25 protein-coding genes are annotated in these 24,950 nt (G+C 57.4%); 13 read left to right on the top strand and 12 right to left on the bottom strand.

What is annotated here, in order from left to right; all coding sequences use genetic code 11:
* Positions 1-10: 10 nt before the first annotated feature.
* Positions 11-439, bottom strand: a complete 429-nt coding sequence (uspC, locus tag HMPREF3096_RS20810) for a universal stress protein UspC (protein WP_008804235.1) — start codon at positions 437-439, stop codon at positions 11-13.
* A gap of 347 nt (positions 440-786) precedes the next feature.
* On the opposite strand from uspC, the gene HMPREF3096_RS20805 reads away from it, so the two are divergent.
* Positions 787-2,370 (top strand): MFS transporter, encoded by a 1,584-nt coding sequence (locus HMPREF3096_RS20805; RefSeq protein WP_023322901.1) that lies wholly within the window; start codon positions 787-789, stop codon positions 2,368-2,370.
* Between the two features lie 4 nt (positions 2,371-2,374).
* Positions 2,375-3,514 (top strand): beta-galactosidase BglB, encoded by a 1,140-nt coding sequence (locus HMPREF3096_RS20800; RefSeq protein ID WP_070544570.1) that lies wholly within the window; start codon positions 2,375-2,377, stop codon positions 3,512-3,514.
* A 60-nt stretch (positions 3,515-3,574) separates the two neighbouring features.
* Here the strand turns inward: HMPREF3096_RS20800 and argS are convergent, their stop codons facing one another.
* Complete coding sequence (gene argS, locus HMPREF3096_RS20795) at positions 3,575-5,308, bottom strand: arginine--tRNA ligase (protein WP_012541245.1); 1,734 nt, start codon at positions 5,306-5,308, stop codon at positions 3,575-3,577.
* Between the two features lie 235 nt (positions 5,309-5,543).
* Between argS and HMPREF3096_RS20790 the strand changes: the two genes are divergently transcribed.
* Positions 5,544-6,113: a VOC family protein gene (locus tag HMPREF3096_RS20790; RefSeq protein WP_008804239.1), complete on the top strand. Its 570-nt coding sequence runs from the start codon at positions 5,544-5,546 to the stop codon at positions 6,111-6,113.
* A 76-nt stretch (positions 6,114-6,189) separates the two neighbouring features.
* Positions 6,190-6,933 carry a copper homeostasis protein CutC gene (cutC, locus tag HMPREF3096_RS20785; protein WP_064176189.1) on the top strand — a complete coding sequence of 248 codons (744 nt, stop codon included), beginning with the start codon at positions 6,190-6,192 and terminating at the stop codon, positions 6,931-6,933.
* Between the two features lie 81 nt (positions 6,934-7,014).
* On the opposite strand, the gene cmoB is transcribed toward cutC, so the two are convergent.
* Genes cmoB through HMPREF3096_RS20760 form a run of 5 tightly spaced genes read right to left on the bottom strand, consistent with a single transcriptional unit; the run spans position 7,015 to position 10,628 of the window.
* On the bottom strand, positions 7,015-8,019 hold the full coding sequence (cmoB, locus tag HMPREF3096_RS20780) for a tRNA 5-methoxyuridine(34)/uridine 5-oxyacetic acid(34) synthase CmoB (RefSeq protein WP_008804241.1): 1,005 nt from the start codon (positions 8,017-8,019) through the stop codon (positions 7,015-7,017).
* Positions 8,016-8,759 (bottom strand): carboxy-S-adenosyl-L-methionine synthase CmoA, encoded by a 744-nt coding sequence (gene cmoA, locus HMPREF3096_RS20775; protein ID WP_008804242.1) that lies wholly within the window; start codon positions 8,757-8,759, stop codon positions 8,016-8,018. The genes cmoB and cmoA overlap by 4 nt, the downstream gene beginning before the upstream one ends.
* Before the next feature lie 39 nt (positions 8,760-8,798).
* On the bottom strand, positions 8,799-9,194 hold the full coding sequence (locus HMPREF3096_RS20770) for an MAPEG family protein (protein ID WP_008804243.1): 396 nt from the start codon (positions 9,192-9,194) through the stop codon (positions 8,799-8,801).
* A gap of 52 nt (positions 9,195-9,246) precedes the next feature.
* Positions 9,247-10,065, bottom strand: coding sequence for a DUF72 domain-containing protein (locus HMPREF3096_RS20765; protein WP_012967677.1), 819 nt, complete (start codon positions 10,063-10,065; stop codon positions 9,247-9,249).
* Positions 10,062-10,628 carry a hydrolase gene (locus HMPREF3096_RS20760; protein WP_008804245.1) on the bottom strand — a complete coding sequence of 189 codons (567 nt, stop codon included), beginning with the start codon at positions 10,626-10,628 and terminating at the stop codon, positions 10,062-10,064. Before HMPREF3096_RS20760 ends, HMPREF3096_RS20765 begins: the two co-directional genes overlap by 4 nt.
* Positions 10,629-10,895: 267 nt before the next feature.
* On the opposite strand from HMPREF3096_RS20760, the gene aspS reads away from it, so the two are divergent.
* The 6 genes from aspS (at position 10,896) to ruvB (ending at position 16,162) form a co-directional block, all read left to right on the top strand.
* A complete protein-coding gene (gene aspS, locus HMPREF3096_RS20755) occupies positions 10,896-12,683 on the top strand; it encodes an aspartate--tRNA ligase (protein WP_008804246.1) in 1,788 nt (595 codons plus the stop codon).
* 1 nt (position 12,684) lies between these two features.
* A complete protein-coding gene (gene nudB / locus HMPREF3096_RS20750; protein ID WP_002911477.1) occupies positions 12,685-13,128 on the top strand; it encodes a dihydroneopterin triphosphate diphosphatase in 444 nt (147 codons plus the stop codon).
* 27 nt (positions 13,129-13,155) lie between these two features.
* Positions 13,156-13,896 (top strand): YebC/PmpR family DNA-binding transcriptional regulator, encoded by a 741-nt coding sequence (locus HMPREF3096_RS20745; RefSeq protein WP_002911459.1) that lies wholly within the window; start codon positions 13,156-13,158, stop codon positions 13,894-13,896.
* Between the two features lie 34 nt (positions 13,897-13,930).
* Positions 13,931-14,452, top strand: a complete 522-nt coding sequence (gene ruvC, locus HMPREF3096_RS20740; protein WP_008804247.1) for a crossover junction endodeoxyribonuclease RuvC — start codon at positions 13,931-13,933, stop codon at positions 14,450-14,452.
* 79 nt (positions 14,453-14,531) lie between these two features.
* Entirely contained in the window at positions 14,532-15,143 is a 612-nt protein-coding gene (ruvA, locus tag HMPREF3096_RS20735) for a Holliday junction branch migration protein RuvA (RefSeq protein WP_002911454.1), read from the top strand.
* 8 nt (positions 15,144-15,151) lie between these two features.
* Positions 15,152-16,162: a Holliday junction branch migration DNA helicase RuvB gene (ruvB, locus tag HMPREF3096_RS20730; protein WP_012541250.1), complete on the top strand. Its 1,011-nt coding sequence runs from the start codon at positions 15,152-15,154 to the stop codon at positions 16,160-16,162.
* 63 nt (positions 16,163-16,225) lie between these two features.
* Here ruvB and znuB read toward each other — a convergent pair whose 3' ends face one another.
* Both znuB and znuC read right to left on the bottom strand, forming a co-directional pair.
* On the bottom strand, positions 16,226-17,011 hold the full coding sequence (gene znuB, locus HMPREF3096_RS20725; RefSeq protein ID WP_008804249.1) for a zinc ABC transporter permease subunit ZnuB: 786 nt from the start codon (positions 17,009-17,011) through the stop codon (positions 16,226-16,228).
* On the bottom strand, positions 17,011-17,730 hold the full coding sequence (gene znuC / locus HMPREF3096_RS20720; protein ID WP_229531798.1) for a zinc ABC transporter ATP-binding protein ZnuC: 720 nt from the start codon (positions 17,728-17,730) through the stop codon (positions 17,011-17,013). The genes znuB and znuC overlap by 1 nt, the downstream gene beginning before the upstream one ends.
* 110 nt (positions 17,731-17,840) lie before the next feature.
* Between znuC and znuA the strand changes: the two genes are divergently transcribed.
* The 3 genes from znuA (at position 17,841) to lpxM (ending at position 21,209) form a co-directional block, all read left to right on the top strand.
* Positions 17,841-18,785, top strand: a complete 945-nt coding sequence (znuA, locus tag HMPREF3096_RS20715) for a zinc ABC transporter substrate-binding protein ZnuA (RefSeq protein ID WP_008804251.1) — start codon at positions 17,841-17,843, stop codon at positions 18,783-18,785.
* 15 nt (positions 18,786-18,800) lie between these two features.
* On the top strand, positions 18,801-20,120 hold the full coding sequence (mepM, locus tag HMPREF3096_RS20710) for a murein DD-endopeptidase MepM (protein WP_012541251.1): 1,320 nt from the start codon (positions 18,801-18,803) through the stop codon (positions 20,118-20,120).
* Positions 20,121-20,237: 117 nt separating this feature from the next.
* Positions 20,238-21,209, top strand: a complete 972-nt coding sequence (gene lpxM / locus HMPREF3096_RS20705; RefSeq protein ID WP_008804253.1) for a lauroyl-Kdo(2)-lipid IV(A) myristoyltransferase — start codon at positions 20,238-20,240, stop codon at positions 21,207-21,209.
* Between the two features lie 30 nt (positions 21,210-21,239).
* On the opposite strand, the gene dcuR is transcribed toward lpxM, so the two are convergent.
* From dcuR to HMPREF3096_RS20690, 3 genes are all read right to left on the bottom strand, one after another.
* Entirely contained in the window at positions 21,240-21,956 is a 717-nt protein-coding gene (gene dcuR, locus HMPREF3096_RS20700; RefSeq protein WP_008804254.1) for a two-component system response regulator DcuR, read from the bottom strand.
* A gap of 64 nt (positions 21,957-22,020) precedes the next feature.
* The gene (locus tag HMPREF3096_RS20695; RefSeq protein ID WP_012541252.1) at positions 22,021-23,706 is read right to left on the bottom strand and encodes an NAD-dependent malic enzyme; all 1,686 of its coding nucleotides are present in this window, start codon (positions 23,704-23,706) and stop codon (positions 22,021-22,023) included.
* A 62-nt stretch (positions 23,707-23,768) separates the two neighbouring features.
* Complete coding sequence (locus tag HMPREF3096_RS20690; protein ID WP_023322899.1) at positions 23,769-24,716, bottom strand: AEC family transporter; 948 nt, start codon at positions 24,714-24,716, stop codon at positions 23,769-23,771.
* Between the last annotated feature and the right edge of the window lie 234 nt (positions 24,717-24,950).

The raw sequence follows: 24,950 nt of genomic DNA, 5'->3' as shown, positions 1-24,950 counted from the left end.
CTAACCGGCGTTAGCCCTTTTCAAGGGAAACCAGCAGAACATCGACGCCGCTACTGCCGACGATATTTTTCGCCGAGCAGGTGGCGCGCGAGAAAAGCGAGTGGTTGTGATTGCCGCAGATCACCAGATCAACCTTGTGCGACTGGCAAAAGTCTTTGACATGGTGACCCAGTTCGCCGCAGGCGATGGTCATTTTTTCTATCGGGTAGTCCGCCTGACGAGCCAGCTCATTGAGAAACTCCCGCGTTTCTTCCTGCATCAGCTCACGCAGATTTTCCATCATCGGTGCGGCGAACTGGTTATACATTTCCGGATCCGTGGCGAAGGTGATAAAGCTCACTTTCGCGTTAACGGGGCGGGCAATCGACACCGCTTTTTTAATTAATATCTGACTTTCCGGCGTTGGCGCGACGGCAACCAGCAGATGTGAATAAGGCATCTGGCCTCCTTGAGATACGCGGAATAACCCTTCTTTCTTTACTCCTGTTTCCCCAGCGGCGCAAGGGTTGCTCCCGTGATTTGCGACGCTCTTCGCCAGTCCGTGTTTTCCTCACAAGATCACATAAATGAACCTGCCTTTTTATTTAAAAGAAATGCTGTTTTATAAATGAGTGAAGTAGAGACATCGTCTCTTTGTCATTTTGCCACCGGCGGTTGTTCCGTGGCAAAAACACAAAGGTAACGTCGTTTCACTGCTTTTAGTGTAGCCAGGTACCCACTCCCTTCCGGTGGCAAATCCGGAACGATTGTCGGCGTTCTTTTAATAAAAGACACAGGATCACGGCGATGAAAACACGAAAAATTGGACTGGCTAACTACCTGGCCTACGGCGCGGGCGATTTTCTCGGCGCCGGCACGACAGCGCTAACTGCCGCATGGCTACTCTACTTTTACACGACCTTCTGCGGACTGACCCCAATTGAGGCCACGCTTATTTTTGCTGCTGCCCGCGTGCTGGATGCGGTGGTGAGCCCGCTGATGGGCTTTCTCACCGATAACTTCGGCACCACCTGGCTCGGAAAGCGCTTCGGCCGCAGAAAATTCTTTATTCTGCTCGGCATTCCGTGCGTATTCAGCTATTCAGCGATGTGGGTCGGCGAGATGGGCTTCTGGTACTACCTCGTCACCTATCTGCTGTTTGATATGGTTTACACCATGATTCTGGTGCCCTACGAAACGCTGGTGCCAGAGATGACTGATGACTTTAAACAGAAAACCAAATTTTCTGGCGCGCGCATCTCGATGGCGCAAATGTCGGCGATTTTAGCCTCCTTTCTGCCGGGGATCCTCCTCACCTGGCTCGGGAAAAACAATGCCAGCTCATTCTTTTATGCCAGTCTGGTGTTCTCGGTCCTGTGTGCGGTGATGCTGACCTTCGTCTGGTGCTTCACGTGGGAACGGCCGCGTGAGGCGTGGTCAGAGGCGGCGCTGCGGGCGGAAGCGGAAAAACAAAACTTAACCCTCGCTCAGAGCCTCAATCGCCTGGTGATTGAGCTAAGCTCCACGCTGCGGATAAAAATTTTCCGCCAGCACCTCGGCATGTATCTGGGGGGCTATATCGCCCAGGACGTCTTCAATGCCGTGTTTACCTACTACGTGGTCTTTGTCCTGATGCAGGAAGCCTCTGTCGCCTCGAATCTGCTCGGGACGATGGCCATCTTCCAGTTTATTGCGGTGATCGCCATGATCCCGTTGTGCATTCGCTTTGGCCCGGCGCCGTCCTACCGCATGGTGGTGGTCCTGTTTGGCCTGAGCTCGCTCTCGTATGCGCTGCTCTATTACGCCGGACTGAGCGACGTCTATTCCTTACTGCTGCTCATCTCTGCTGTCGCCGGACTGGGACGCGGCGGGATTAACTACGTACCGTGGAATACCTACACCTATATTGCCGACGTCGACGAGGCGATCACCGGCCAGCGCCGCGAAGGAATTTTTGCCGGCATCATGACGCTGACCCGCAAAGCCTCGCAGGCGGGGGCGGTCATGCTGGTGGGCATCATCATGCAGCTGTCGGGGTTTGTCTCCGGGCAAAAAATACAACCGCCAGGGGTGAGTCATACCATTTTGCTGATCCTCAGCGTCGGCACTCTGGTGGTGTTAGCCTGCGGCTTCCTCGTCTCGCTACGCTTCAAGCTCAACCTGCACACCCACAGCATCCTGCGCAGTGAAACCCTCAGAATGCGCGATCTCGGCAGTGCCCAGCCGGAACAGACCATTGCAGAACACCGCGCGGTGGTCGAGATGCTGGCGGGGATGCCTTACGACTGCCTGTGGGGCAATAACAATATTGGCTATCTGAATCGTCATAAACCTGCTGCCCCGGGGCTCACCCAGGGCGGCGCTTTAAATTCGACATACACCCGAGGTTAACAACATGAAAGTTTGGCCAGTCAAACATAGCCCATTACTGTGTCAGCCTGAGCGTTTTATCGCCCGCAGCGAACTGCAGGCACTGATCCGCAACGTGACGCAAAACCTGGTGAACATTAAGGATGAGAGCGGGCAATTTTTACTGCGCCTCGATGACGGGCGCGTGATCGATACCAAAGGCTGGGCCGGCTGGGAGTGGACCCACGGCGTTGGGCTGTACGGCATCTATCAGTATTATCAGCAAACCGGCGATATCGAGATGCGCGATATCATCGACCGCTGGTTTGCCGACCGCTTCGCCGAGGGGGCAACGACCAAAAACGTCAATACGATGGCCCCGTTCCTGACCCTGGCATACCGCTTTGAAGAGACCGGCCGGATGGCGTATGTGCCGTGGCTGGAGAGCTGGGCGGAGTGGGCGATGCATGAGATGCCGCGCACCGAGCAGGGCGGCATGCAGCACATGACCCTGGCGGAGGAGAACCATCAGCAAATGTGGGATGACACGCTGATGATGACCGTGCTGCCGTTAGCCAAAATTGGCAAGCTGCTTAATCGCCCGCAGTATGTGGAGGAGGCGACCTATCAGTTCCTGCTCCATGTGCAGAACCTGATGGACCGGGAGACCGGGCTGTGGTTTCACGGCTGGAGTTATGAGGGGCGGCACAACTTTGCCCGGGCGCGCTGGGCGCGGGGCAACAGCTGGCTCACCATGGTGATCCCGGACTTTCTGGAGCTGGTGGATCTCCCCGAGGGGAACGCGGTACGGCGTTATCTGATGACGGTACTCGACGCACAGATTGCCGCCTTAGCAAAATGCCAGGACGACAGCGGCCTGTGGCATACCCTGCTGGACGATCCGCACTCTTATCCTGAGGCCTCCGCGACCGCCGGCTTTGCCTACGGCATTCTCAAAGCGGTGCGCAAGCGTTACGTCGGGCAGCACTATGCCGGGGTGGCTGAAAAAGCGATTCGCGGGATTGTGCAGAATATTTCGCCGCAGGGGGAGCTGCTGCAGACCTCGTTTGGCACCGGAATGGGGGCAGACCTTGATTTTTATCGCCAGATCCCGCTTACCTCGATGCCCTATGGCCAGGCGATGGCGATCCTTTGTCTGACGGAGTATCTGCGCAAGTATTTCTGAGCAGGGGCCCCGCTGACGGGGCGCCGAATAAAACTAACCCGGCTTTCGCCGGGTTGTTTGTTACATACGCTCTACGGTTTCGATACCCAGGGTATCGAGACCCAGCTTGAGGGTTTTCGCCGTCAGCAGCGCCAGCTTCAGGCGGCTGTTGCGGGTCTCTTCGCTTTCCGCGCTGAGGATCGGGCAATGCTCGTAGAAGCCGGAGAATAGCCCCGCCAGATCGTACAGGTAGGCGCACATCACGTGCGGCGTCCCTTCGCGAGCGACCACGGAGAGGGTCTCTTCAAACTGCAACAGGCGCGCGGCCAGCTGGGCTTCGCGATCTTCGGCGATGACCACCGGCGCGTCGTTCATCGCGTTTTCGTCGATGCCGGCTTTGCGGAAGACGGAGAGCACGCGGGTATAGGCATACTGCATATACGGCGCGGTGTTGCCTTCGAACGCCAGCATATTATCCCAGTCAAAAACGTAATCGGTGGTGCGGTTTTTCGACAGATCGGCATATTTCACCGCGCCGATACCGACCACTTTCGCCAGATTTTCCAGCTCGTCAGCCGACATGTCCGGGTTTTTCTCCGCTACCAGGCGACGGGCGCGCTCCAGCGCTTCGTCCAGCAGATCGGCCAGCTTCACGGTACCGCCGGCGCGGGTTTTAAACGGCTTGCCGTCTTTCCCCAGCATCATACCGAACATATGGTGCTCCAGCGGCACAGAGTCCGGCACGTAGCCTGCTTTACGCACGATGGTCCACGCCTGCATCAGGTGCTGGTGCTGACGAGAGTCGATGTAATAGAGCACGCGGTCGGCGTGCAGCGTTTCATAGCGATACTTCGCGCAGGCGATATCGGTGGTGGTGTAAAGGTAGCCGCCATCTTTTTTCTGGATGATGACGCCCATCGGTTCGCCTTCCTTGTTTTTATACTCATCAAGGAACACCACGGTGGCGCCTTCGCTCTCGACGGCCAGCCCTTTGGCTTTCAGATCGGCGACGATCCCCGGCAGCATCGGGTTGTACAGGCTCTCACCCATTACGTCATCGCGGGTCAGCGTCACATTCAGGCGATCGTAGGTGATCTGGTTTTGCGACATGGTGATGTCGACCAGCTTACGCCACATCTGCAGGAAGTACTGATCGCCGCCCTGCAGTTTAACCACGTAGCTACGTGCGCGCTCGGCGAAGGCTTCGTCTTCGTCGTAGTGCTTTTTCGCTTCGCGATAGAAACCTTCGAGGTCGGCCAGGGCCATCTCACCGGCGTTTTCCTGCTGCTGTTTTTCCAGATACGCGATCAGCATACCGAACTGGGTGCCCCAGTCGCCGACGTGGTTGGCGCGGATCACCTTATGACCCAGGAACTCCAGGGTACGGACTGAAGCATCGCCAATGATGGTCGAACGCAGATGGCCAACGTGCATCTCTTTCGCTACGTTGGGTGCCGAGTAGTCGACGACGATAGTCTGCGCCTGCGGTTTCGTGACGCCCAGGCGCTCAGACTGCAGCGCGCGGTTGACGTTGTCCGCCAGAAAAGCAGGATCGAGGAAAATATTGATAAAGCCCGGCCCGGCGATTTCAACCTTGTTGGCAATGCCGTTGAGGTCAAGATGAGACAGTACCTGCTCTGCAAGTTGTCGCGGCGCCATGCCCAGTTTTTTGGCGACAGCCATCACGCCGTTGGCCTGATAGTCACCGAACTGAACTTTTGCTGACTGGCGGACCTGAGGTTCGCAATCGGCAGGCGCGCCTGCCGCGATCAGGGCCTGGCTGACTTTTTCTGAGAGAAGAGCCTGAATATTCACCGGAATACCTTACGTGTAATGCGCCTGCCCCCGAGGGAGGCAGCGCCATAATGTGGACAAATTAGGGCGGGAGTATACTGCATTTGTCCCCGTCCGTCAGCATTGCGCGCGGCGCGGCGGCGTGCGCAATCCATCGCCGTTCAGTTGCCCATCAGCAGGGCGGCGGTTGGTCCGCAGACCGAAACACGGTAAATTACCTTTTCATTACTGACGAGCATCATTGACGAGCAAACCCATGGCAAACTGGCAGCAAATTGAACAACTGGCCGATATTACGGCGGATCTCCCGCGATTTTCCGATGCGCTTCAGCGCTTCACTGCGCGACTGGGACTGGAGATCGCCGGGCTCGACGCCGACCATATCTCCCTGCGCTGTCATCAGAATACCACTGCGGAACGCTGGCGCCGCGGTCTGGAACAGTGCGGAACCCTGCTGTCGGAGAATATGATCAACGGCCGGCCTATCTGTCTGTTTAAACTGGCGGAGCCGGTCTGCGTGGCGCACTGGCGCTTCCATATCATTGAGCTGCCGTGGCCGGGTGAAAAGCGTTATCCCCATGAAGGCTGGGAGCATATTGAAATTGTCCTGCCTGGCGATCCGGCAACCTTAAATGCCCGCGCGCTGGCGCTGCTGGCCGATGACGGACTCAGCCAGCCGGGGATCGTCGTCAAAACCAGCTCGCCGAAAGGGCAGCATGAGCGTCTGCCGAATCCCACCCTGGCGGTGACCGACGGCAGCGTGACGGTGAAATTTCATCCGTGGTCGATTGAACAAATCGTCGCCAGCGAGCAAGCCGATACGTAACAGTGTGAAGCCGCGCGGCGTCTGCCGCGTGAAATCATGACATGCTGCAAAGGTTGTCTGGATCAGGGAGAGAGGAATGGCGGTACTGGAAGTGTGTTGCTACAGCATGGCGTGCGCTCGGGAGGCTGAGCGCTGCGGCGCCGATCGTATTGAACTCTGCGCCGCGCCGCAGGAAGGGGGATTAACACCCTCTTATGGGGTGCTGGTCTCGGTCCGCGAGGCGATTACCCTCCCGGTGCATCCGATCGTTCGCCCGCGCGGCGGCGATTTCTGCTACACCGAAGAGGAGTTCGCCGCGATGCTTAGCGATATCCGCATGGTGCGGGAGCTCGGTTTTCCCGGGCTGGTGACCGGCGTACTGAATGCCGATGGCCAGGTCGATATCCCGCGGATGAAAAAAATAATGGCCGCGGCCGGGCCGCTGGCGGTGACCTTTCATCGCGCGTTCGATCTGTGTGCCGACCCGCGTCAGGCCTGGAAGACGCTGGGTGAGCTGGGGGTTAAACGTATCCTGACTTCCGGTCAGCAATCCTCGGCGGAGAAAGGTATTTCATTAATTACGGAACTTATTGCCGCAGGGGATACTCCAATCATTATGGCCGGTGCGGGAGTGCGCGCCGCGAACCTGCCGCTGTTGCTGCAGGCGGGGGTGAAAGAGGTTCATAGCTCTGCAGGCCAGTGGTTGCCATCGGACATGCGCTTTCGTCATCCAGGCGTTTCGATGTCAGCCGATCCCGATGCGGACGAATACAGGCGCTACGCCGTCAATGGCGAAGCGGTGGCGGAGATGAAAGGGATTATCTCCGCCTGGAGAAGTTAAACGGTTTTTTGCTGCACATCATGTCGCCCAATATGATGATTGCCCGTACCAGGCCCCTGCCCATTAAACAGGGGCCTTTTTTTATCTCGCTTTTTTTGCCAGCGACTGCTGCGTTTCCGGTTTGGTGGCGATAATCACCGCGCGCAGCGGAGCCGGATACCCCTCCACGGTTTTGCGCTGATCCTGCGGGTCGAGGAAATCGGCCAGCGATTCACTGGTCATCCATTCGGTGCGCCGCTGCTCATCGGTCGAGGTGACGCAGGCATCGACGATGCGCACATCGATAAACCCGCACTTCTCCAGCCACATTTTCAGGGCCGCCGCCGAGGGAATAAAATAGACGTTGCGCATCTGCGCATAGCGGTCGCCCGGAACCAGCACCGTATTTTCATCCCCTTCGACCACCAGCGTCTCCAGCACCAGCTCGCCTCCCGGCGCCAGCTGATCTTTCAGCTGCCACAGATGGTCCAGCGGCGAGCGGCGGTGGTAGAGCACGCCCATCGAGAACACGGTGTCGAAGGCCTCCAGCGCCGGCAGCTGCTCGATGCCCAGCGGCAGGAGATGCGCCCGCTGGTCGTTGCCGAGCAGCTTACGCACCGCTTCAAACTGGCACAGGAACAGCTGGGTGGGATCGATGCCGACCGCCAGATGCGCGCCGGCGCCGATCATTCGCCACATGTGATAGCCGCTGCCGCAGCCCACGTCGAGGATAGTCCGCCCGGTAAGATCGGACAGGTGCGGCAGGACGCGCTCCCATTTCCAGTCGGAACGCCATTCGGTATCGATATTAATGCCGTACAGCGAATAAGGCCCTTTGCGCCACGGCATCAGGTTTTTAAGCAGGTTTTCTACCCGCAGCTGATGACCTTCGCTGAGCGGCGTTTCGCTCTCGGCGGTGACGCTGTGCAGGAGATCCAGACGCCACGGCGTTAATTCCGGAAGAAACTCAACGGCGCGCTCCCATTCGCGAAACTTGCCGTGCAGGGCCTCGCGCTGCCAGGCGGCTACCTGAGCTGGCAAGGTTTCCAGCCAGTGAGATAGCGGGCTTTTGGCGATCAGCTGATAGAAATTACTGAAGTCGATCATGCCTGCTCCCCGGATTTTACTGCCACCAGCGAGCCAAAGTTAAAGCACTGGAACCACAGTTCGGCATGTTCAAACCCAGCCTGACGCAGGCGGGCTTTATGGGTTTCCACGGAGTCCGTCAGCATCACATTTTCCAGCATGCTGCGTTTCTGGCTGATCTCCAGCTCGCTGTAGCCGTTCGCGCGTTTAAAATCATGATGCATATTGAACAGCAGCTCGCCGACGTGGGCGTCTTCGAAGCTGAATTTCTCCGAGAGCACCAGCGCGCCGCCCGGATTAAGCCCCTGATAGACTTTATTGAGGATCGCCTGGCGATCGCCCGGCTCAAGGAACTGAATGGTAAAGTTCAGGATCACCAGCGAGGCGTTTTCAATGGCCACATCGCGGATATCCCCTTCAATGACCTCGACCGGCGTCGGCGCTTTATAGGCGTCAATATGGCGACGGCAGCGCTCTACCATCGCGGGAGAGTTGTCGATGGCGATAATGCGACAGCCCGGATGACTAATATTGCGGCGCACAGAGAGGGTGGCGGCGCCCAGCGAACAGCCAAGATCGTAAACCTGGGTGTTGGGCTGAACGAAGCGCTCGGCCAGCATGCCGATCATCGAGATGATATTGGAATAGCCGGGCACAGAGCGCTGGATCATATCCGGGAAGACTTCAGCAACCCGTTCATCAAAGGTCCAGTCGCCGAGGCTGGCAATCGGCGCGGAAAAAAGCGTATCGCGGTGAGACATAACGTTAAACCCGAAAAAACGAAAACGGCGTATTGTGCGCTAACGGAGGGAGAAAACCAACTCCCAGGGCATATACCAGAGGTTGGCCAGCACCATCAGCAACAAGGCGCACCAGGTGGCGCTCATGCCGGAGCGGCGCCAGTGGTAGACGCGGTGATGAAAACCCCAGGAGTGCATCAGTCGCCCGACAATCAATAAAATGCCGCAAACGTGCACCATCCAGGTCTGGGCGCCGTTCATCTCCATAAATAACAGCAAAATGAGGCCAATCGGCACATATTCGACGGCATTACCGTGAACGCGGATGGCGACCTGTAGCTCGCTAAAGCCGCCGTCACCGTAGCCTACATGGTATTGGGTGCGTAACCGCACCACGTCGAACGAGAACTTCACTAACAATAACGCACCTAAAACGGCATACAGCGCGCTGACCATACGAAAACTCCCTTTAACTCTGGCAGATGGCTCCGATTATGATAGCAGGATATCAGAAAAGGGAGGATTGCTGCGGAATCGACGGCGCATTTCCTGCCGCCGGCAGGGCGGTGCGCAGATCGCTCCACAGCGTATCGACCAGCGTCGGCGCGTAAGCAATGTCTGGGGTATGCAGGAACAGCCACGGGGTGCCAGACTGATGCCACTTCGGCAGGGTCTGCAGCCAGACGCGAAACAGTTCCCGGTTGTGGGCCATGTCGTCACCGCCGATAAAGCGTACCATCGGCTGCCGGGCGGTCATCACCGCATGTACCGGCACTTTGGGTTTCTTTTTCTGCGCGTCGATCATCGCCGGACTGGTGGCCGCAGCGCTGTGGACCGGGCGGCTATCGAGGATCACGCGGTTAACGTTGCGCTCGTGCAGCCCGCGGTTGAGCTGCTGTTCCGCTTCGCCTTTGGCGAAGAATTCGGGGTGACGAACCTCGACGCCGTAGGTGAAATCCTTCGGCAGCCCGTCGAGAAAATGCCATAGCGCGGGGAGATCGCGAGGACCGAAGGTCGCCGGCAGCTGCAGCCAGTACTGGCCGATGCGCGAGGCCAGCGGCGCCAGGCGGGCAAAAAATTCACTGCTTAAATCGTCGCAATGACGCAGGGCGGCCTGGTGCGAGATGGTGGCCGGGAATTTAAAGCAGAAGCGGAAGTCATCATGGGTTTGTTCATACCAGCGGGTGACAATCTCCGGCTTCGGTAGCGCATACAGGGTGGTGTTACCCTCCACGCAATTGAAGTGGCGGGCGTACTCTTCAAGGCTGGTGATGCCAAGGCGCACCCATTTCGGGTGCGACCACTGGGGAAGCCCAATATAAATCATAGCGCGGCGAGGATCTCCTCGGTGCTGCGCACCCGACCGATGCGCGGGAAAATATGCGTCATGCTGCCCTGATGCTGCTCGGCGGAGGCGGCGCTGCAGGCATCTTCAGCGATGACCAGGTTAAAACCCAGCTCCCAGGCGTTGCGGGCGGTGGATTCGACGCCGATGTTGGTGGAGATACCGCAGAGAATAATGGTGTCGATACCGCGGCGGCGCAGCTGAAGCTCAAGGTCGGTGCCATAGAACGCGCCCCACTGGCGTTTGGTCACTTCGATATCGCTCTCCTGCTTACCCAGCGTGGCCGGGTAGGTCCACCAGTTTTCAGGCAGCGTATGCGCCCCGGCCTGAGCGTCGACAGGCTGTTTCAGCGCTTCGGCGAAATCGGCCGACCAGCCGACGCGGACCATGATGACCGGTGAACCCTGTTGTCGACACTTGTCTGCCAGGCGAGCGGCACGCGCCACCACCTCGTCAGCCCGATGTGGTCCGCCGGCAAAAGGCAGAATGCCTTCCTGCAGATCGATCACCACCAGCGCCGTTTTTTTTGCATTGAGTTCTAACATGGTATCCCCGTATCTTCTTCTGTTGTCAGGCGGCTACAATACCTGCGCGGCTTCAGCAAAAGGGTAACAAATATTGTTAATTTATGTGAGTGTAGACGTTAAGCGCGCAGCAAAGCAGCGTACATCGTGCGTCGGACTTATCGAACGACAGAATTTCCAGTATAATAGCCGCCTTTTTTCATTCAGTTGTGACATCAGCTAAAGCTGCGACCTCGTCGCCTGCAGGGCAGACGACAATCCGCCGACGGCTAAGTTAAGGGATATCTCATGCGTACAGAATATTGCGGACAGCTTCGACAGTCCCACGTTGGGCAGCAGGTGACTCTGTGTGGTTGGGTCAACCGCCGTCGCGATCTCGGTAGCCTCATTTTTATCGATATGCGCGACCGCGAAGGCATCGTTCAGGTGTTTTTCGACCCGGATCGTGCGGATGCGTTGAAATTAGCCTCTGAACTGCGTAATGAGTTCTGCATTCAGGTCACTGGCACCGTCCGCGCGCGTGAAGAGAAAAACATCAACGCGGACATGGCCACCGGCGCCATCGAAGTGCTGGCCTCCGATCTGACGATCATTAACCGCTCAGAATCGCTGCCGCTGGACTCCAATCACGTCAACACCGAAGAAGCGCGTCTGAAATACCGCTACCTCGACCTGCGTCGTCCGGAAATGGCGCAGCGTCTGAAAACCCGCGCGAAAATCACCAGCTTTGTGCGCCGCTTTATGGACGACCATGGCTTCCTCGACATCGAAACTCCGATGCTGACCAAAGCCACCCCGGAAGGCGCTCGCGATTACCTCGTGCCTTCCCGCGTGCATAAAGGCAAATTCTACGCGCTGCCGCAGTCCCCGCAGCTGTTCAAACAGCTGCTGATGATGTCCGGGTTCGATCGCTATTATCAGATCGTTAAATGTTTCCGCGATGAAGACCTGCGTGCCGACCGTCAGCCTGAATTTACCCAGATCGACGTGGAAACCTCCTTTATGACCGCGCCGCAGGTGCGTGAGATCATGGAAGCAATGGTGCGTCAGCTGTGGCTGGAAATTAAAGGCGTCGACCTGGGTGATTTCCCGATCATGACCTTCGCCGAAGCCGAACGTCGTTATGGCTCCGATAAACCGGATCTGCGTAACCCGATGGAGCTGGTGGACGTCGCCGACCTGCTGAAGTCCGTGGAATTCGCGGTCTTTGCCGGCCCGGCCAACGATCCGAAAGGGCGCGTGGCGGCCCTGCGCGTCCCGGGCGGTGCCTCTCTGACCCGCAAGCTGATTGACGAATACGGCAACTTTGTGAAGATCTACGGCGCGAAGGGGCTGGCCTATATTAAAGTGACCGAGCGTGCGAAAGGCATGGACGGGATCAACAGCCCGGTGGCGAAATTCCTCACCGCTGAGATCGTGGAAGCGATCCTCGAACGCACCGGCGCGCAGGACGGCGATATGATCTTCTTCGGCGCCGACAACAAGAAAGTGGTGGCGGACGCGCTGGGCGCGCTGCGTCTGAAGCTCGGTAAAGACCTGAGCCTGACTGACGAGAGCAAATGGGCGCCGCTGTGGGTGATCGACTTCCCGATGTTCGAAGACGACGGCGAAGGCGGCCTGACGGCGATGCACCATCCGTTCACTTCGCCAAAAGATATGACCGCGAACGAGCTGAAAGCTGCGCCGGAAGAGGCCGTAGCGAACGCCTATGATATGGTCATTAACGGTTATGAAGTCGGCGGCGGTTCTGTACGTATTCACCGTGGCGACATGCAGCAGACCGTATTTGGTATTCTGGGCATTAATGAACAAGAGCAGCGTGAAAAATTCGGCTTCCTGCTGGATGCGCTGAAATACGGTACGCCGCCGCACGCGGGTCTGGCGTTCGGTCTTGACCGTCTGACCATGCTGCTGACCGGTACCGATAACATCCGCGACGTTATCGCCTTCCCGAAAACCACCGCCGCGGCCTGTCTGATGACCGAAGCGCCAAGCTTCGCCAATCCGGCTGCGCTCGGTGAACTGGGTATTCAGGTTGTGGAGAAAGAGGCGAAAGCGTCTCTGGAGAACAAGTAATATGTCATTTAAGCTGCCCGTTTCGGTGCTGGTGGTGATTTACGCCGAAGATACGAAACGGGTGCTGATGTTACAGCGGCGCGACGATCCCGCGTTCTGGCAGTCGGTGACCGGCAGCCTGGAAGCAGGAGAGACCGCGCTGCAGGCCGCCGCGCGTGAAGTAAAGGAAGAGGTCGCCATTGATGTTGCCTGCGAGCAACTGACCTTAATTGACTGTCAGCGCACGGTGGAGTTCGAGATATTTTCTCATTTGCGTCATCGCTATGCGCCGGGTGTAGAGCGCAATACAGAATTCTGGTTCTGTCTTGCGCTGCCTCATGAGCGGGAGATTACCTTCACCGAACATCTGGCCTACCGCTGGGTCAGCGCGACGGAAGCCGCTGCGCTGACCAAGTCGTGGAGCAACCGGCAGGCGATTGAAGAATTTGTAATTAACGCCGCCTGAAAGGGCGCGCTTTTTGGAGAGTTTTTTATGGCAGGTCATAGTAAATGGGCCAACACCAAACACCGCAAAGCGGCACAGGATGCTAAACGCGGTAAAATCTTTACGAAAATCATTCGCGAGCTGGTGACTGCGGCGCGTCTGGGCGGCGGCGATCCGGCTTCCAACCCGCGCCTGCGTGCGGCCGTTGATAAAGCGCTGTCTAACAACATGACGCGCGACACCCTGAACCGCGCCATCGCGCGCGGCGTCGGCGGTGATGAAGACGCGAACATGGAAACCATCATTTACGAAGGCTATGGCCCTGGCGGTACCGCGGTAATGGTGGAATGTCTGTCCGACAACCGTAACCGTACCGTTGCGGAAGTGCGTCACGCTTTCACCAAAACCGGTGGTAACCTCGGTACCGACGGCTCCGTGTCCTACCTGTTCAGCAAGAAAGGCGTCATCTCCTTCGAGAAAGGCGATGAAGACACCATTATGGAAGCGGCGCTGGAAGCTGGCGCAGAAGACGTGGTGACCTATGACGACGGCGCCATCGACGTCTACACCGCGTGGGAAGAGATGGGTGCTGTGCGCGACGCGCTGGAAGCCGCTGGCCTGAAAGCCGACGCTGCCGAAGTCTCGATGATCCCGTCCACCAAAGCGGATATGGATGCCGAGACGGCGCCGAAGCTGCTGCGTCTGATCGATATGCTGGAAGACTGCGACGACGTGCAGGAAGTGTACCATAACGGCGAGATCTCCGACGAGGTCGCGGCCACCCTGTGATGCAGTCGCATCCACGGTTAACCGGAGGCGCGTGATGGCTATTATTCTCGGCATTGACCCGGGGTCGCGCGTCACCGGTTATGGCGTGATCCGCCAGGTTGGACGGCAGTTGAGCTACCTTGGCAGCGGATGCATCCGCACCAAAGTGGACGATCTGCCGTCGCGGCTGAAGCTGATCTACGCCGGGGTGACGGAAATCATCACCCAGTTTCAGCCCGACTATTTCGCCATTGAGCAGGTCTTTATGGCGAAGAACGCCGATTCGGCGTTAAAGCTTGGGCAGGCGCGGGGAGTGGCGATCGTTGCAGCGACCAATCAGTCGCTGCCGGTGTTTGAATACGCCGCCCGTCAGGTCAAGCAGACCGTTGTCGGGATCGGCAGCGCCGAAAAGAGCCAGGTTCAGCACATGGTGCGCACCTTGCTCAAACTGCCTGCCAATCCGCAAGCGGATGCGGCGGATGCGCTGGCGATTGCCATCACCCATTGCCATATCAGCCAGAATGTTGCTCAGGTCAGCGAGACCCGGCTCAATCTGGCGCGAGGGCGCTTACGATAATCGCAAATCAGGCTGGATATCTATCCAGCCTTTTTTTATGATACCGCCAGATACTTAGACCATAACGCAGGAGCCCCACGTGATAGGCAGACTCAGAGGCATCATTCTCGAAAAACAACCCCCGCTGGTGTTGCTGGAAACGGCGGGCGTCGGCTATGAAGTGCATATGCCAATGACCTGCTTCTATGAGCTGCCGGAGGCCGGTCAGGAGGCGATAGTCTTTACCCACTTTGTGGTGCGTGAAGATGCCCAGCTGCTGTATGGTTTTAACAACAAACAGGAACGTACGCTGTTTAAAGAGCTGATTAAAACCAACGGTGTGGGGCCAAAGCTGGCGCTGGCGATCCTCTCCGGCATGTCGGCGCAGCAGTTCGTCAATGCCGTTGAGCGGGAAGAAGTCGCCTCGCTGGTGAAGCTGCCGGGGATTGGCAAAAAAACCGCAGAACGCCTGATCGTCGAGATGAAAGACCGCTTCAAAGGGCTGCACGGCGACCTGTTCACTCCGGCGGCCGATCTGGTGCTGACCTCGCCGGCAGGCCCGACGGCAGATGATGCCGAACAGGAAGCGGTTGCCGCGCTGGTCGCGCTGGGCTATAAACCGCAGGAGGCCAGCCGGATGGTAAGCAAGATTGCCCGTCCGGACGCCAACAGTGAAACGCTAATCCGCGAAGCGCTGCGCGCCGCGTTGTGAGGTAAGGGATGATTGAAGCAGACCGGCTGGTATCGGCAGACAGCAGCGGCGCAGAAGAGGCCGTTGACCGCGCCATCCGCCCAAAATTGCTGGCAGAGTATGTCGGCCAGCCGCAGGTGCGCTCCCAGATGGAGATCTTTATCCAGGCGGCGAAACTGCGCGGCGACGCCCTCGATCACCTGCTGATTTTTGGCCCGCCTGGGTTGGGGAAAACCACCCTGGCGAACATTGTCGCCAATGAGATGGGGGTGAATCTGCGCACCACCTCCGGCCCGGTGCTGGAGAAAGCGGGCGATCTCGCCGCGATGCTCACCAACCTCGAACCGCACGACGTGCTGTTTATCGATGAGATCCATCGCCTCTCGCCGGTGGTGGAAGAGGTGCTTTACCCGGCGATGGAAGACTATCAGCTGGATATTATGATTGGCGAAGGTCCGGCGGCGCGCTCCATCAAAATCGATCTGCCGCCGTTTACCCTGATTGGCGCCACCACCCGGGCCGGTTCATTGACCTCGCCGCTGCGCGACCGCTTTGGCATCGTGCAGCGCCTGGAGTTCTATCAGATACCCGATCTGCAGCATATCGTCAGCCGCAGCGCCCGCCATATGGGGCTGGAGATGAGCGACGAAGGCGCGCTGGAAGTGGCCCGTCGTTCACGCGGCACGCCGCGTATTGCCAACCGTCTGCTGCGCCGGGTGCGCGACTTCGCGGAAGTGCGCCACGACGGCAGCATCTCTGCCGACATTGCTGCCCAGGCGCTGGATATGCTGAATGTCGATGCGGAAGGGTTCGACTATATGGACCGTAAACTACTGCTGGCGGTGATAGATAAATTCTTTGGTGGGCCGGTGGGGCTGGATAACCTCGCCGCCGCGATCGGCGAAGAGCGGGAAACCATTGAAGATGTGCTGGAGCCCTACTTAATTCAGCAGGGTTTTCTGCAGCGTACGCCACGGGGAAGAATGGCGACGGTGCGCGCCTGGAATCATTTCGGGATCACGCCGCCGGAAATGCCGTAGTTCGCGACGGATGTGTCGTTCATTATGAGGCCCGGTCAGCAGCGCGACCGGGCTTTTTCATTTTCAGCTGGCGGCTTTTTTTGTCATGCTGAGAATAAACAGCACGGCGGCGCACAGCACCACCGACGGCCCGGCCGGGGTGTCGTAGAAGGCCGAGAAGGTTAACCCGCCGGTAACGGCCAGCATGCCCACGCCCACTGCCACGGCGGCCATCTGCTCCGGCGTGCGGGCAAAACGGCGGGCGGTGGCGGCCGGGATAATCAGCAGGGAAGTGATGATCAGCGCGCCGACGAACTTCATCGCCACGCCGATAGTCAGAGCGGTGACCAGCATCAACAGCAACTTCACGCGCTGCAGCTTCACGCCATCGACAAACGCCAGATCCGGACTGATGGTCATCGCCAGCAGCGGTCGCCACTGCCAGAGCAGGATACCAATCACAATCACTACGCCAATGGCGATGGCAATCAAATCCTGCGGCGTCACTGCCAGCAGATCGCCGAACAGGTACGCCATCAGATCGACGCGGACGTTAGACATCAGACTGACCACCACCAGCCCCAGCGACAGTGCGCTGTGCGCCATGATGCCCAGCAGGGTATCGATCGCCAGATGGGGGCGTTTTTCCAGCCACACCAGCCCGCCGGCCAGCAGCAAAGTCACGGCGATCACCGCATAAAACGGATTGATGTTAAGTAATAAGCCGAAAGCGACGCCGAGCAGCGACGCATGCGCCAGCGTATCGCCAAAATAGGACATGCGGCGCCAGACCACAAAGGAGCCCAGCGGACCGGCGGCGCAGGCCAGCATCATCCCGGCCAGCCAGCCAGGTAACAGAAGTTCAATCATTAGCGGCTGTTTCCCCGACGCAGTACAATTCGCCCCTGAAGGTCGTGGCGGTGATTATGGTGGTGGCGGTAAATCCCCAGCTGTTCCGCGCCGCGCGGGCCGAACATGGAGATAAACTCCGGATGCATGGAGACCACCTCCGGCGCGCCGGAGCAGCAGATATGCTGGTTCAGGCACAGGACTTCGTCGGTTTTGGCCATCACCAGATGCAGGTCGTGCGATACCATCAGCACTGCGCAGTCCAGTTCATGGCGCAGCTGGTCGATAAGATCGTAAAGCGCCACCTGGCCATTGACGTCAACACCCTGGGTCGGTTCATCCAGCACCAGCAGCTGTGGGCGGTTGAGCAGGGCGCGGGCCAGCAGTACGCGCTGGGTTTCGCCGCCGGAGAGTTTTTGCATCGGCGCGTCGATCAGATGCCCGGCCTGCACACGTTTCAGTGCCGGCAGGATGTCGTCTTTGCGGGTTCCCGGGCGCAAACGCAGGAAGCGGCTGACGGTCAGCGGCAGCGTGGCGTCAAGATGCAGCTTCTGCGGCACGTAGCCAATCCGCAGGCGGTCTTCCCGCTTGATGACACCCTCTGTTGGTGCTACCAGCCCCAGAACCACTCGCACAAGGGTCGATTTACCGGCGCCGTTCGGGCCCAGCAGGGTTAATATTTTGCCTGGCGTGAGTGCCAGCGAAATGTCAGACAGCACGCGGCGTTGGCCAAAGGCCACCGACACATTTTCCAGCGTAACAAGGTTTGTCATAGTAATTTAGGGTTGCACAAGCTAGTGAATGTTATAATATCACATCACATTCACTCGTTTCGATGACTAGACGCATTATGTTACATAAAAATACGCTTCTTTGCGCTGGACTTGGCGCTGTTTTTTTGTTCGCGCAGGTTCCGCTGGCCAGCGCCGCCGTAGTGACTTCCATGAAACCGCTGGGCTTTATCGCAGCCGCCATCGCCGATGGGGTGACAGATACTCAGGTGCTATTGCCCGACGGCGCCTCAGAGCATGACTATTCACTGCGGCCTTCTGATGTAAAACGCTTACAGAACGCAGACTTAGTGGTATGGATTGGGCCGGAAATGGAAGCCTTTATGGATAGGTCGACGCAAAGCATTGCGGCGAATAAAAAGGTGACCATCGCGGAGCTGGAAGGGGTGAAGCCGCTGCTGATGACCGGGGCGGATGACGATGACGATCATGATGGTCATGACCACGGCGCAGCAGAAAAAAGTGACGGCGATCACCATCACGGTATTTACAATATGCATCTGTGGTTATCCCCAGAGATAGCGCGGCTTTCGGCGGTTGCAATCCACGATAAATTATTAGAACTTATGCCGCAGAGTCGAGCCAAACTCGACAGCAACCTGCAGCAGTTCGAGGCCGCGCTGGCGGCGACTGACAAGCAGGTTAGCAATGAGCTGGCACCGCTGAAAGGGAAGGGCTATTTCGTTTTTCATGACGCCTACGGTTACTTTGAAAAACACTACGGTTTGACCTCGCTGGGGCACTTTACCGTCAACCCTGAAATACAGCCTGGTGCGCAGCGTTTACACGAAATCAGAACACAACTGGTTGAGCAGAAGGCCACGTGCGTTTTTGCTGAGCCACAGTTCAGGCCAGCGGTTATCGAAGCTGTTGCCCGGGGCACGTCTGTGCGCATGGGAACCCTGGATCCGCTGGGTACTGGAATTACGTTGGGTAAAGCGAGTTACCCGCAATTCCTGACCCAGCTGGCGAATCAGTATTCGAGCTGCCTGAAAGGAGATTAACGAGGAAGTGAATACGTGCAACAGATAGCCCGCGCTGTCACTCAGGCATTCAACAATCTGCCACGACCTCATCGCGTCATGTTGGGGTCGCTTAGCGTTCTTACCTTAGCGGTCGCCGTCTGGCGACCCTACATTTACCACCCGGAATCCGCCCCCATCGTCAGAACCATTGAACTGGAAAAAAGCGAGATCCGTTCCCTGCTGCCGGAAGCCTCCGAGCCGATCGACCAGGCCCCGCAGGAAGAAGAAGCCATTCCTCAGGATGAACTCGACGAGAAGGCCGATACCGATGCCGGCGGTCATGAATATGTGGTGTCGACTGGCGATACGCTCAGCAGCATCCTGAACCAGTACGGTATCGATATGGGCGATATCGCCCAGCTTTCCTCCGCCGATAAAGAGCTGCGTAATCTGAAGATTGGCCAGCAGCTCTCCTGGACCCTGACCGCGGACGGCGATCTGCAGAGCCTGACCTGGGAGATGTCCCGCCGCGAAACCCGCACTTATACCCGTGTGGACAACGGTTTTAAAATGAGCAGCGAGCTGCAGAAAGGCGACTGGGTCAACAATGTGCTGAAGGGCACCGTCGGCGCCAGCTTTGTCTCCAGCGCGCGCGATGCCGGCCTGACCAGTACCGAAATCAGCGCGGTGATCAAGGCCATGCAGTGGCAGATGGATTTCCGTAAGCTGAAAAAAGGCGACGAGTTCTCGGTATTGATGTCGCGCGAAATGCTCGACGGCAAGCGCGAGCAAAGTCAGCTGCTGGGCGTGCGTTTGCGCTCCGACGGTAAGGATTACTATGCTATCCGTGCCGAAGACGGCAAATTCTACGATCGTAACGGGACGGGGCTGGCGAAAGGCTTTATGCGCTTCCCGACGGCGCGTCAGTTCCGCGTTTCCTCTAACTTTAACCCGCGTCGTCTGAATCCGGTCACCGGGCGCGTCGCGCCGCATCGTGGCGTCGATTTCGCGATGCCGCAGGGGACGCCGGTGCTGGCAGTGGGTGATGGCGAAGTGGTAGTGGCCAAGCGCAGCGGCGCTGCCGGGTATTATGTTGCTATCCGCCACGGTCGCACCTATACCACCCGCTATATGCACCTGCGTAAGCTGCTGGTGAAACCGGGGCAGAAAGTGAAGCGCGGCGATCGTATCGCGCTGTCGGGGAATACCGGCCGTTCTACCGGGCCGCACCTGCACTATGAAGTGTGGATCAACCAGCAGGCGGTCAACCCGCTGACGGCTAAGCTGCCGCGTACCGAAGGGCTGAGCGGTTCCGACCGTACCGATTACCTGGCGCAGGTCAAAGAGGTCGTCCCGCAGCTGCGGTTTGACTAACCACCGGTCAGTGGAAAGCCGGTGCCCCAGGGCGCCGGCTTTTTCTTTTGTAGGTTACCTAACGTCTCGCTACACTATCCCATTATCTTGATTAAGCAGTCGACCTGCGGATTGGGCATGGAAACGAAAAAAAATAATATTGAGTTTATCCCTAAGTTTGAGAAATCCTTTTTACTGCCGCGCTACTGGGGCGCGTGGCTGGGCGTCTTTGCCTTCGCAGGCATCGCGCTGACGCCGCCTTCCTTTCGCGATCCGATCCTCGGAAAACTCGGCCGCTTCGTAGGGCGTTTGGCGAAAAGCTCGCGGCGCCGGGCGCAGATTAATTTGCTCTACTGTTTTCCGGAAAAAAGCGAGCACGAACGGGAAGCGATCATCGACGCCATGTATGCCTCGGCGCCGCAGGCGATGGTGATGATGGCCGAGCTGGGCCTGCGCGATCCGCAGAAAATCCTTGCCCGCGTCGACTGGCAGGGGAAAGAGATCATCGACGAGATGCAGCGTAATAACGAGAAAGTGATTTTCCTCGTTCCGCATGCCTGGGGCGTGGATATCCCGGCGATGCTGATGGCCTCCGGTGGGCAGAAGATGGCGGCGATGTTCCACAACCAGGGTAACCCGGTCTTTGATTACGTGTGGAATACCGTGCGCCGTCGTTTTGGCGGGCGTATGCACGCGCGCAACGACGGGATCAAACCGTTTATTCAGTCGGTGCGCCAGGGCTACTGGGGTTACTATCTGCCCGATCAGGATCACGGCGCTGAGCACAGTGAATTTGTGGATTTCTTTGCCACCTACAAGGCGACGCTGCCCGCGATTGGCCGTTTAATGAAGGTATGCCGCGCCCGCGTCGTACCGCTGTTTCCGGTCTATGATGGCCAAACGCATCGCCTGACGGTGCTGGTCCGCCCGCCGATGGACGACCTGCTGGACGCAGACGATACGACGATCGCCCGGCGGATGAACGAAGAAGTGGAAGTGTTTGTTAAGCCGCACACCGAGCAGTACACCTGGATCCTGAAGCTGCTGAAAACGCGCAAGCCGGGTGAAATCGAGCCCTACAAACGCAAAGAGCTGTTCCCAAAGAAGTAGTCTAAAAGAGAGCCAGTGGGCGTTCCTGGCTCACTGGCTATATTGCGTCAGTAACATCAGGTTCTCGACGACAAGCCGGTAGCGATACTCCGGGCGGCCAGTGATACCGTAGTGATTGGTCGTGAAGAGCACGTTTATCTGCTCCAGCCAAATCAGGTATTTACGGCATGACACCCTGGATATCTGCAGCGCCGCCGCCAGCTCGTTTGTCGAAAAATCGCGCGCCTGATGGTCGTCAATCCACTGGCACACCAGGCGAAGGGTTTGCGGCGTCAGCCCTTTCGGCAGGCGGCGGGCGCTTTCCTGTTGCGGGATCCCGCGGCGCAGCAGGGTGTCGATATCCGCTTGGGCATAACAGGATTTCGCCTGCGTCACCTCACGCTTTTTGCGCCATGCCTGCAGGGCCTCCTCAAAGCGCGGAAACTGAAACGGTTTAATCAGGTAATCCACCACGCCATAGTGCAGCGCCGTTTGTAGCGTGAGCGTATCGGCGGCAGACGTCATCATGATGACGTCAATATTCCGCCCATCTGCGCGAAGCGCCGGCAGCAGGTCCAGGCCATTCTCCTGTTGCATATAGACATCCAGCAGCAGTAGATCGACCTGCGCCAGATGGCTTAGCATCGCTTTGGCGTCGCCGATCGTCGCCGCCACCCCGCAGCAGTGAAAATCAGCTACCCGGCTGATAAACAGCCGGTTCAGGTCGGCTACCATGGGATCATCATCGACGATCAGCACATTGAACATGCGTGGTTCCCCGGTGTGGCGGGAAGCCAGCCGGCCTCCCGTAAGATGAGCGGAGCAATGACGATCAGAATGACGATCGTTTATAGGCGGTGTAGCGCGCTCGCCAGAAGGTTTTATCGATATTCGCCGCCAGCTGTGCCTCGTCAATCTGCGGCGCAACGCCGTCCCGCTGCGCGGCGCGAGCGACCTCTGCGGCAATAGCCCGGGAAATCATTTCGATCTCTTCAACCGGCGGCAGTAAAGCACCGGTTTCACGGCTCGCCAAAGGCGAGTGGGCTGCCAGGGTTTTACTGCAGGTGATCAGCATCGCTTCCGTGACGCGCTGCGCTTTACTGGCGAGGATCCCCAGCCCCAGACCGGGAAAAATATAGGCGTTGTTGCACTGAGCGATATCGTAGGTTTTGCCGTCGTAGAAGACGGGTTCGAACGGGCTGCCGGTGGCGATCAGCGCGCTTCCCCGGGTCCACTCCAGCAAATCCTTCGGCTGGGCTTCGGCCCGGGAGGTGGGGTTAGAGAGCGGCATAATAATCGGACGCGGGCAGTGCCGATGCATCTCCTTCACTATCTCTTCGCTAAATAACCCCGGCTGGCCAGACACGCCAATCAGTACGGTAGGGTGGACGTTGCGTACGACATCCATCAGCGACAGTTGGGCGGACTCGGTATCCCAGTGGGCAATACTGGCTCGCGGCGTGACGAGGTCGCGCTGAAAATCGAGCAGATTGGGCATCTCATCCGTCAGCAGGCCAAAGCGGTCAACCATAAAGATACGGCGGCGCGCTTCCTCCTGCGAAAGCCCATCATCCACCATCAGCGCAATGATTTTTTCCGCAATGCCGCATCCGGCCGAACCGCCGCCAAGGAAAACTACCCGCTGGTCGCGGATCGGCGTCCCGGCCGCGGCCGCGGCGGCGATCAGCGTCCCTGAGGTCACGGCGGCGGTGCCCTGGATATCATCGTTAAAACAGCACAGCTGGTGACGATAGCGGTTGAGCAGTCGCGTGGCATTCTTTTGGGCAAAGTCTTCAAACTGAAGTAATACATTCGGCCAACGTTGCTGAATGGCATGGACAAACATGTCCATAAACTCCAGGTACTGCTCGTCGCTGATGCGCGGATGGCGCCAGCCCATATACAGCGGATCCTCCAGATGCTGCGGGTTGTTGGTGCCGACATCTAGCATGATAGGCAGCGTGGATGCCGGGTGAATGCCCCCGCAGGCGGTATATAACGAGAGTTTGCCAATGGGGATCCCCATGCCACCAATCCCCTGGTCGCCCAGCCCCAGAATGCGCTCGCCATCGGTCACGACAATGACTTTGATATCATTGCGGGAAAATCCCTGCAGCATTTCGTCAATCTGGTGACGGTTGGGCCAGGAAATAAACAAACCGCGTCCCCGGCGATATATTTCTGAGAAATGTTCACACGCTTCACCCACCGTCGGGGTATAGATCACCGGCAGCGTTTCTTTCATATGACTACGCAGCAGGTTATAGAATAATGTCTCGTTAGTATCCTGAATATTCCTGAGATAGATATGGCGCGAAATACTCTTTTTGAACTGGCAAAACTGGCCCCATGCGCGCTCGGTTTGTTCTTCAATGGTTTCAACATTATGGGGTAACAGTCCCTGAAGATTAAATGCCGTGCGTTCACTTTCGGTAAAAGCAAGGCCTTTATTTAATAACGGATTTTCCAGCAGGACGGCACCGTTATAGGGAGTGTATAAGGTTTCTGTGGCTAACATTGGATGACTCCTGAATATCAAATTAAAACATTGCCTGATGTCTTGGTGTTTTATTTCCGTGATTACGAAATGAGATAAATCATGATGCCTTCGGTGACGACGCCGATGGCGGTACCCAGCAAAATAGAGGATGAGGCCGGCTCAATATAGGTATCGCTGCGCAGCGCAAACATCCCTGCCGCGATGGCGGAAGGCGTCGCGCCGATGATAATAACCTGTTGCATTAAGGTATGACTGAGCCCAAAGGCCAGTCCGGCCAGGGCCATCATTGCCGGTTGGATCAGATTTTTGATACTGATATTGGTACAGGTTTGAATATTGACCGTCGGGCGTTCGCCGTAAAACAGCAGTCCCAGGGCGAACAGTGACAGACCGCCGGCGATTTTACCCACCATTTCAATAGGCATACTGAGCATATGCGGCAGCTGGACTCCCGCCAGGCTGAGCAATACGCCGGAAATCGGGATCCAGACGATGGGGTTTCTCACGGCCTTCAGTAGGTTTTGCAGGATCAGCTGCCCGGCGTGAAGCTGGGGTTCATCCACGCTCCGGTGCTTGTCTCCCATGCGAATCAGGATAATAGTCAGGGGGATCATCAATACGCTGGTCACCAGGTTTCCGATAAGCACGCCGAGAAAACCCTCCGGACCTATCAGTACCGCCAGAACGGGCGCGCCAAAGTAGGCCATATCGGGGAAGGCGCAAACCAGCGACTGAATCGCGCTGGTTTTAATATCATGACGGAAAACATAGCGTGAGATCAGCAGCGTGAGAAAATAGGACCCCATCAGGCCAATGACTAACACCGCCATAAAGGTGAAGTTTTTAATTTTATCGGGATGGGTATTTAACGCGCCGATAAAAAGATGGAACGGAAGCGCAAAGCGGATCACCACCGTGGCCAGAACGGAGGCATCCTCGCGCCGGGTATAGCCTAGTTTACCGCTAAGCCATCCCAGCAGCATGATAAATACCAATGGGAAAAGAGATTGTAAGAGTAGTGAAGGCATAAGATGTCCTGACATATTTTATCGGGTTGTTGTGTCGCCAATCTAGCGATCCCGTAATATTTAAAAGGTGATAGTCATCACAGTCGCCTGCCTTTAAATAATTTCGTCTCGGATACTTTACTTACAAATAAAGAAAACAGGGTTAAATCATGGGGTTGTATCTAAGGCATTTAAATTTCACCATTGATGAAAACTTTAGCTTTATGACGATAAATTAAATTACTTAAAATCAAT

Source organism: Klebsiella sp. HMSC25G12 (assembly GCF_001807705.1).
In the GTDB taxonomy this organism is placed as follows: domain Bacteria; phylum Pseudomonadota; class Gammaproteobacteria; order Enterobacterales; family Enterobacteriaceae; genus Klebsiella; species Klebsiella variicola.
The sequence above is the reverse complement of the archived record's forward strand: the minus strand, read 5'-3'. Positions and strand labels throughout refer to the sequence as shown.

Bases quoted from the DNA above. Each gene is read 5' to 3' on its own strand.
- aspS (WP_008804246.1), top strand. From the start codon at position 10,896: ATGCGTACAGAATATTGCGGACAGCTTCGACAGTCCCACGTTGGGCAG.
- HMPREF3096_RS20790 (WP_008804239.1), top strand. From the start codon at position 5,544: ATGGCAAACTGGCAGCAAATTGAACAACTGGCCGATATTACGGCGGAT.
- znuB (WP_008804249.1), bottom strand. From the start codon at position 17,011: ATGATTGAACTTCTGTTACCTGGCTGGCTGGCCGGGATGATGCTGGCC.
- HMPREF3096_RS20805 (WP_023322901.1), top strand. From the start codon at position 787: ATGAAAACACGAAAAATTGGACTGGCTAACTACCTGGCCTACGGCGCG.
- HMPREF3096_RS20770 (WP_008804243.1), bottom strand. From the start codon at position 9,194: ATGGTCAGCGCGCTGTATGCCGTTTTAGGTGCGTTATTGTTAGTGAAG.
- nudB (WP_002911477.1), top strand. From the start codon at position 12,685: ATGTCATTTAAGCTGCCCGTTTCGGTGCTGGTGGTGATTTACGCCGAA.
- ruvC (WP_008804247.1), top strand. From the start codon at position 13,931: ATGGCTATTATTCTCGGCATTGACCCGGGGTCGCGCGTCACCGGTTAT.
- cmoA (WP_008804242.1), bottom strand. From the start codon at position 8,759: ATGTCTCACCGCGATACGCTTTTTTCCGCGCCGATTGCCAGCCTCGGC.
- HMPREF3096_RS20800 (WP_070544570.1), top strand. From the start codon at position 2,375: ATGAAAGTTTGGCCAGTCAAACATAGCCCATTACTGTGTCAGCCTGAG.
- lpxM (WP_008804253.1), top strand. From the start codon at position 20,238: ATGGAAACGAAAAAAAATAATATTGAGTTTATCCCTAAGTTTGAGAAA.
- uspC (WP_008804235.1), bottom strand. From the start codon at position 439: ATGCCTTATTCACATCTGCTGGTTGCCGTCGCGCCAACGCCGGAAAGT.
- HMPREF3096_RS20690 (WP_023322899.1), bottom strand. From the start codon at position 24,716: ATGCCTTCACTACTCTTACAATCTCTTTTCCCATTGGTATTTATCATG.
- HMPREF3096_RS20760 (WP_008804245.1), bottom strand. From the start codon at position 10,628: ATGTTAGAACTCAATGCAAAAAAAACGGCGCTGGTGGTGATCGATCTG.
- dcuR (WP_008804254.1), bottom strand. From the start codon at position 21,956: ATGTTCAATGTGCTGATCGTCGATGATGATCCCATGGTAGCCGACCTG.
- HMPREF3096_RS20695 (WP_012541252.1), bottom strand. From the start codon at position 23,706: ATGTTAGCCACAGAAACCTTATACACTCCCTATAACGGTGCCGTCCTG.
- HMPREF3096_RS20745 (WP_002911459.1), top strand. From the start codon at position 13,156: ATGGCAGGTCATAGTAAATGGGCCAACACCAAACACCGCAAAGCGGCA.
- cutC (WP_064176189.1), top strand. From the start codon at position 6,190: ATGGCGGTACTGGAAGTGTGTTGCTACAGCATGGCGTGCGCTCGGGAG.
- ruvB (WP_012541250.1), top strand. From the start codon at position 15,152: ATGATTGAAGCAGACCGGCTGGTATCGGCAGACAGCAGCGGCGCAGAA.
- HMPREF3096_RS20765 (WP_012967677.1), bottom strand. From the start codon at position 10,065: ATGATTTATATTGGGCTTCCCCAGTGGTCGCACCCGAAATGGGTGCGC.
- cmoB (WP_008804241.1), bottom strand. From the start codon at position 8,019: ATGATCGACTTCAGTAATTTCTATCAGCTGATCGCCAAAAGCCCGCTA.
- znuA (WP_008804251.1), top strand. From the start codon at position 17,841: ATGTTACATAAAAATACGCTTCTTTGCGCTGGACTTGGCGCTGTTTTT.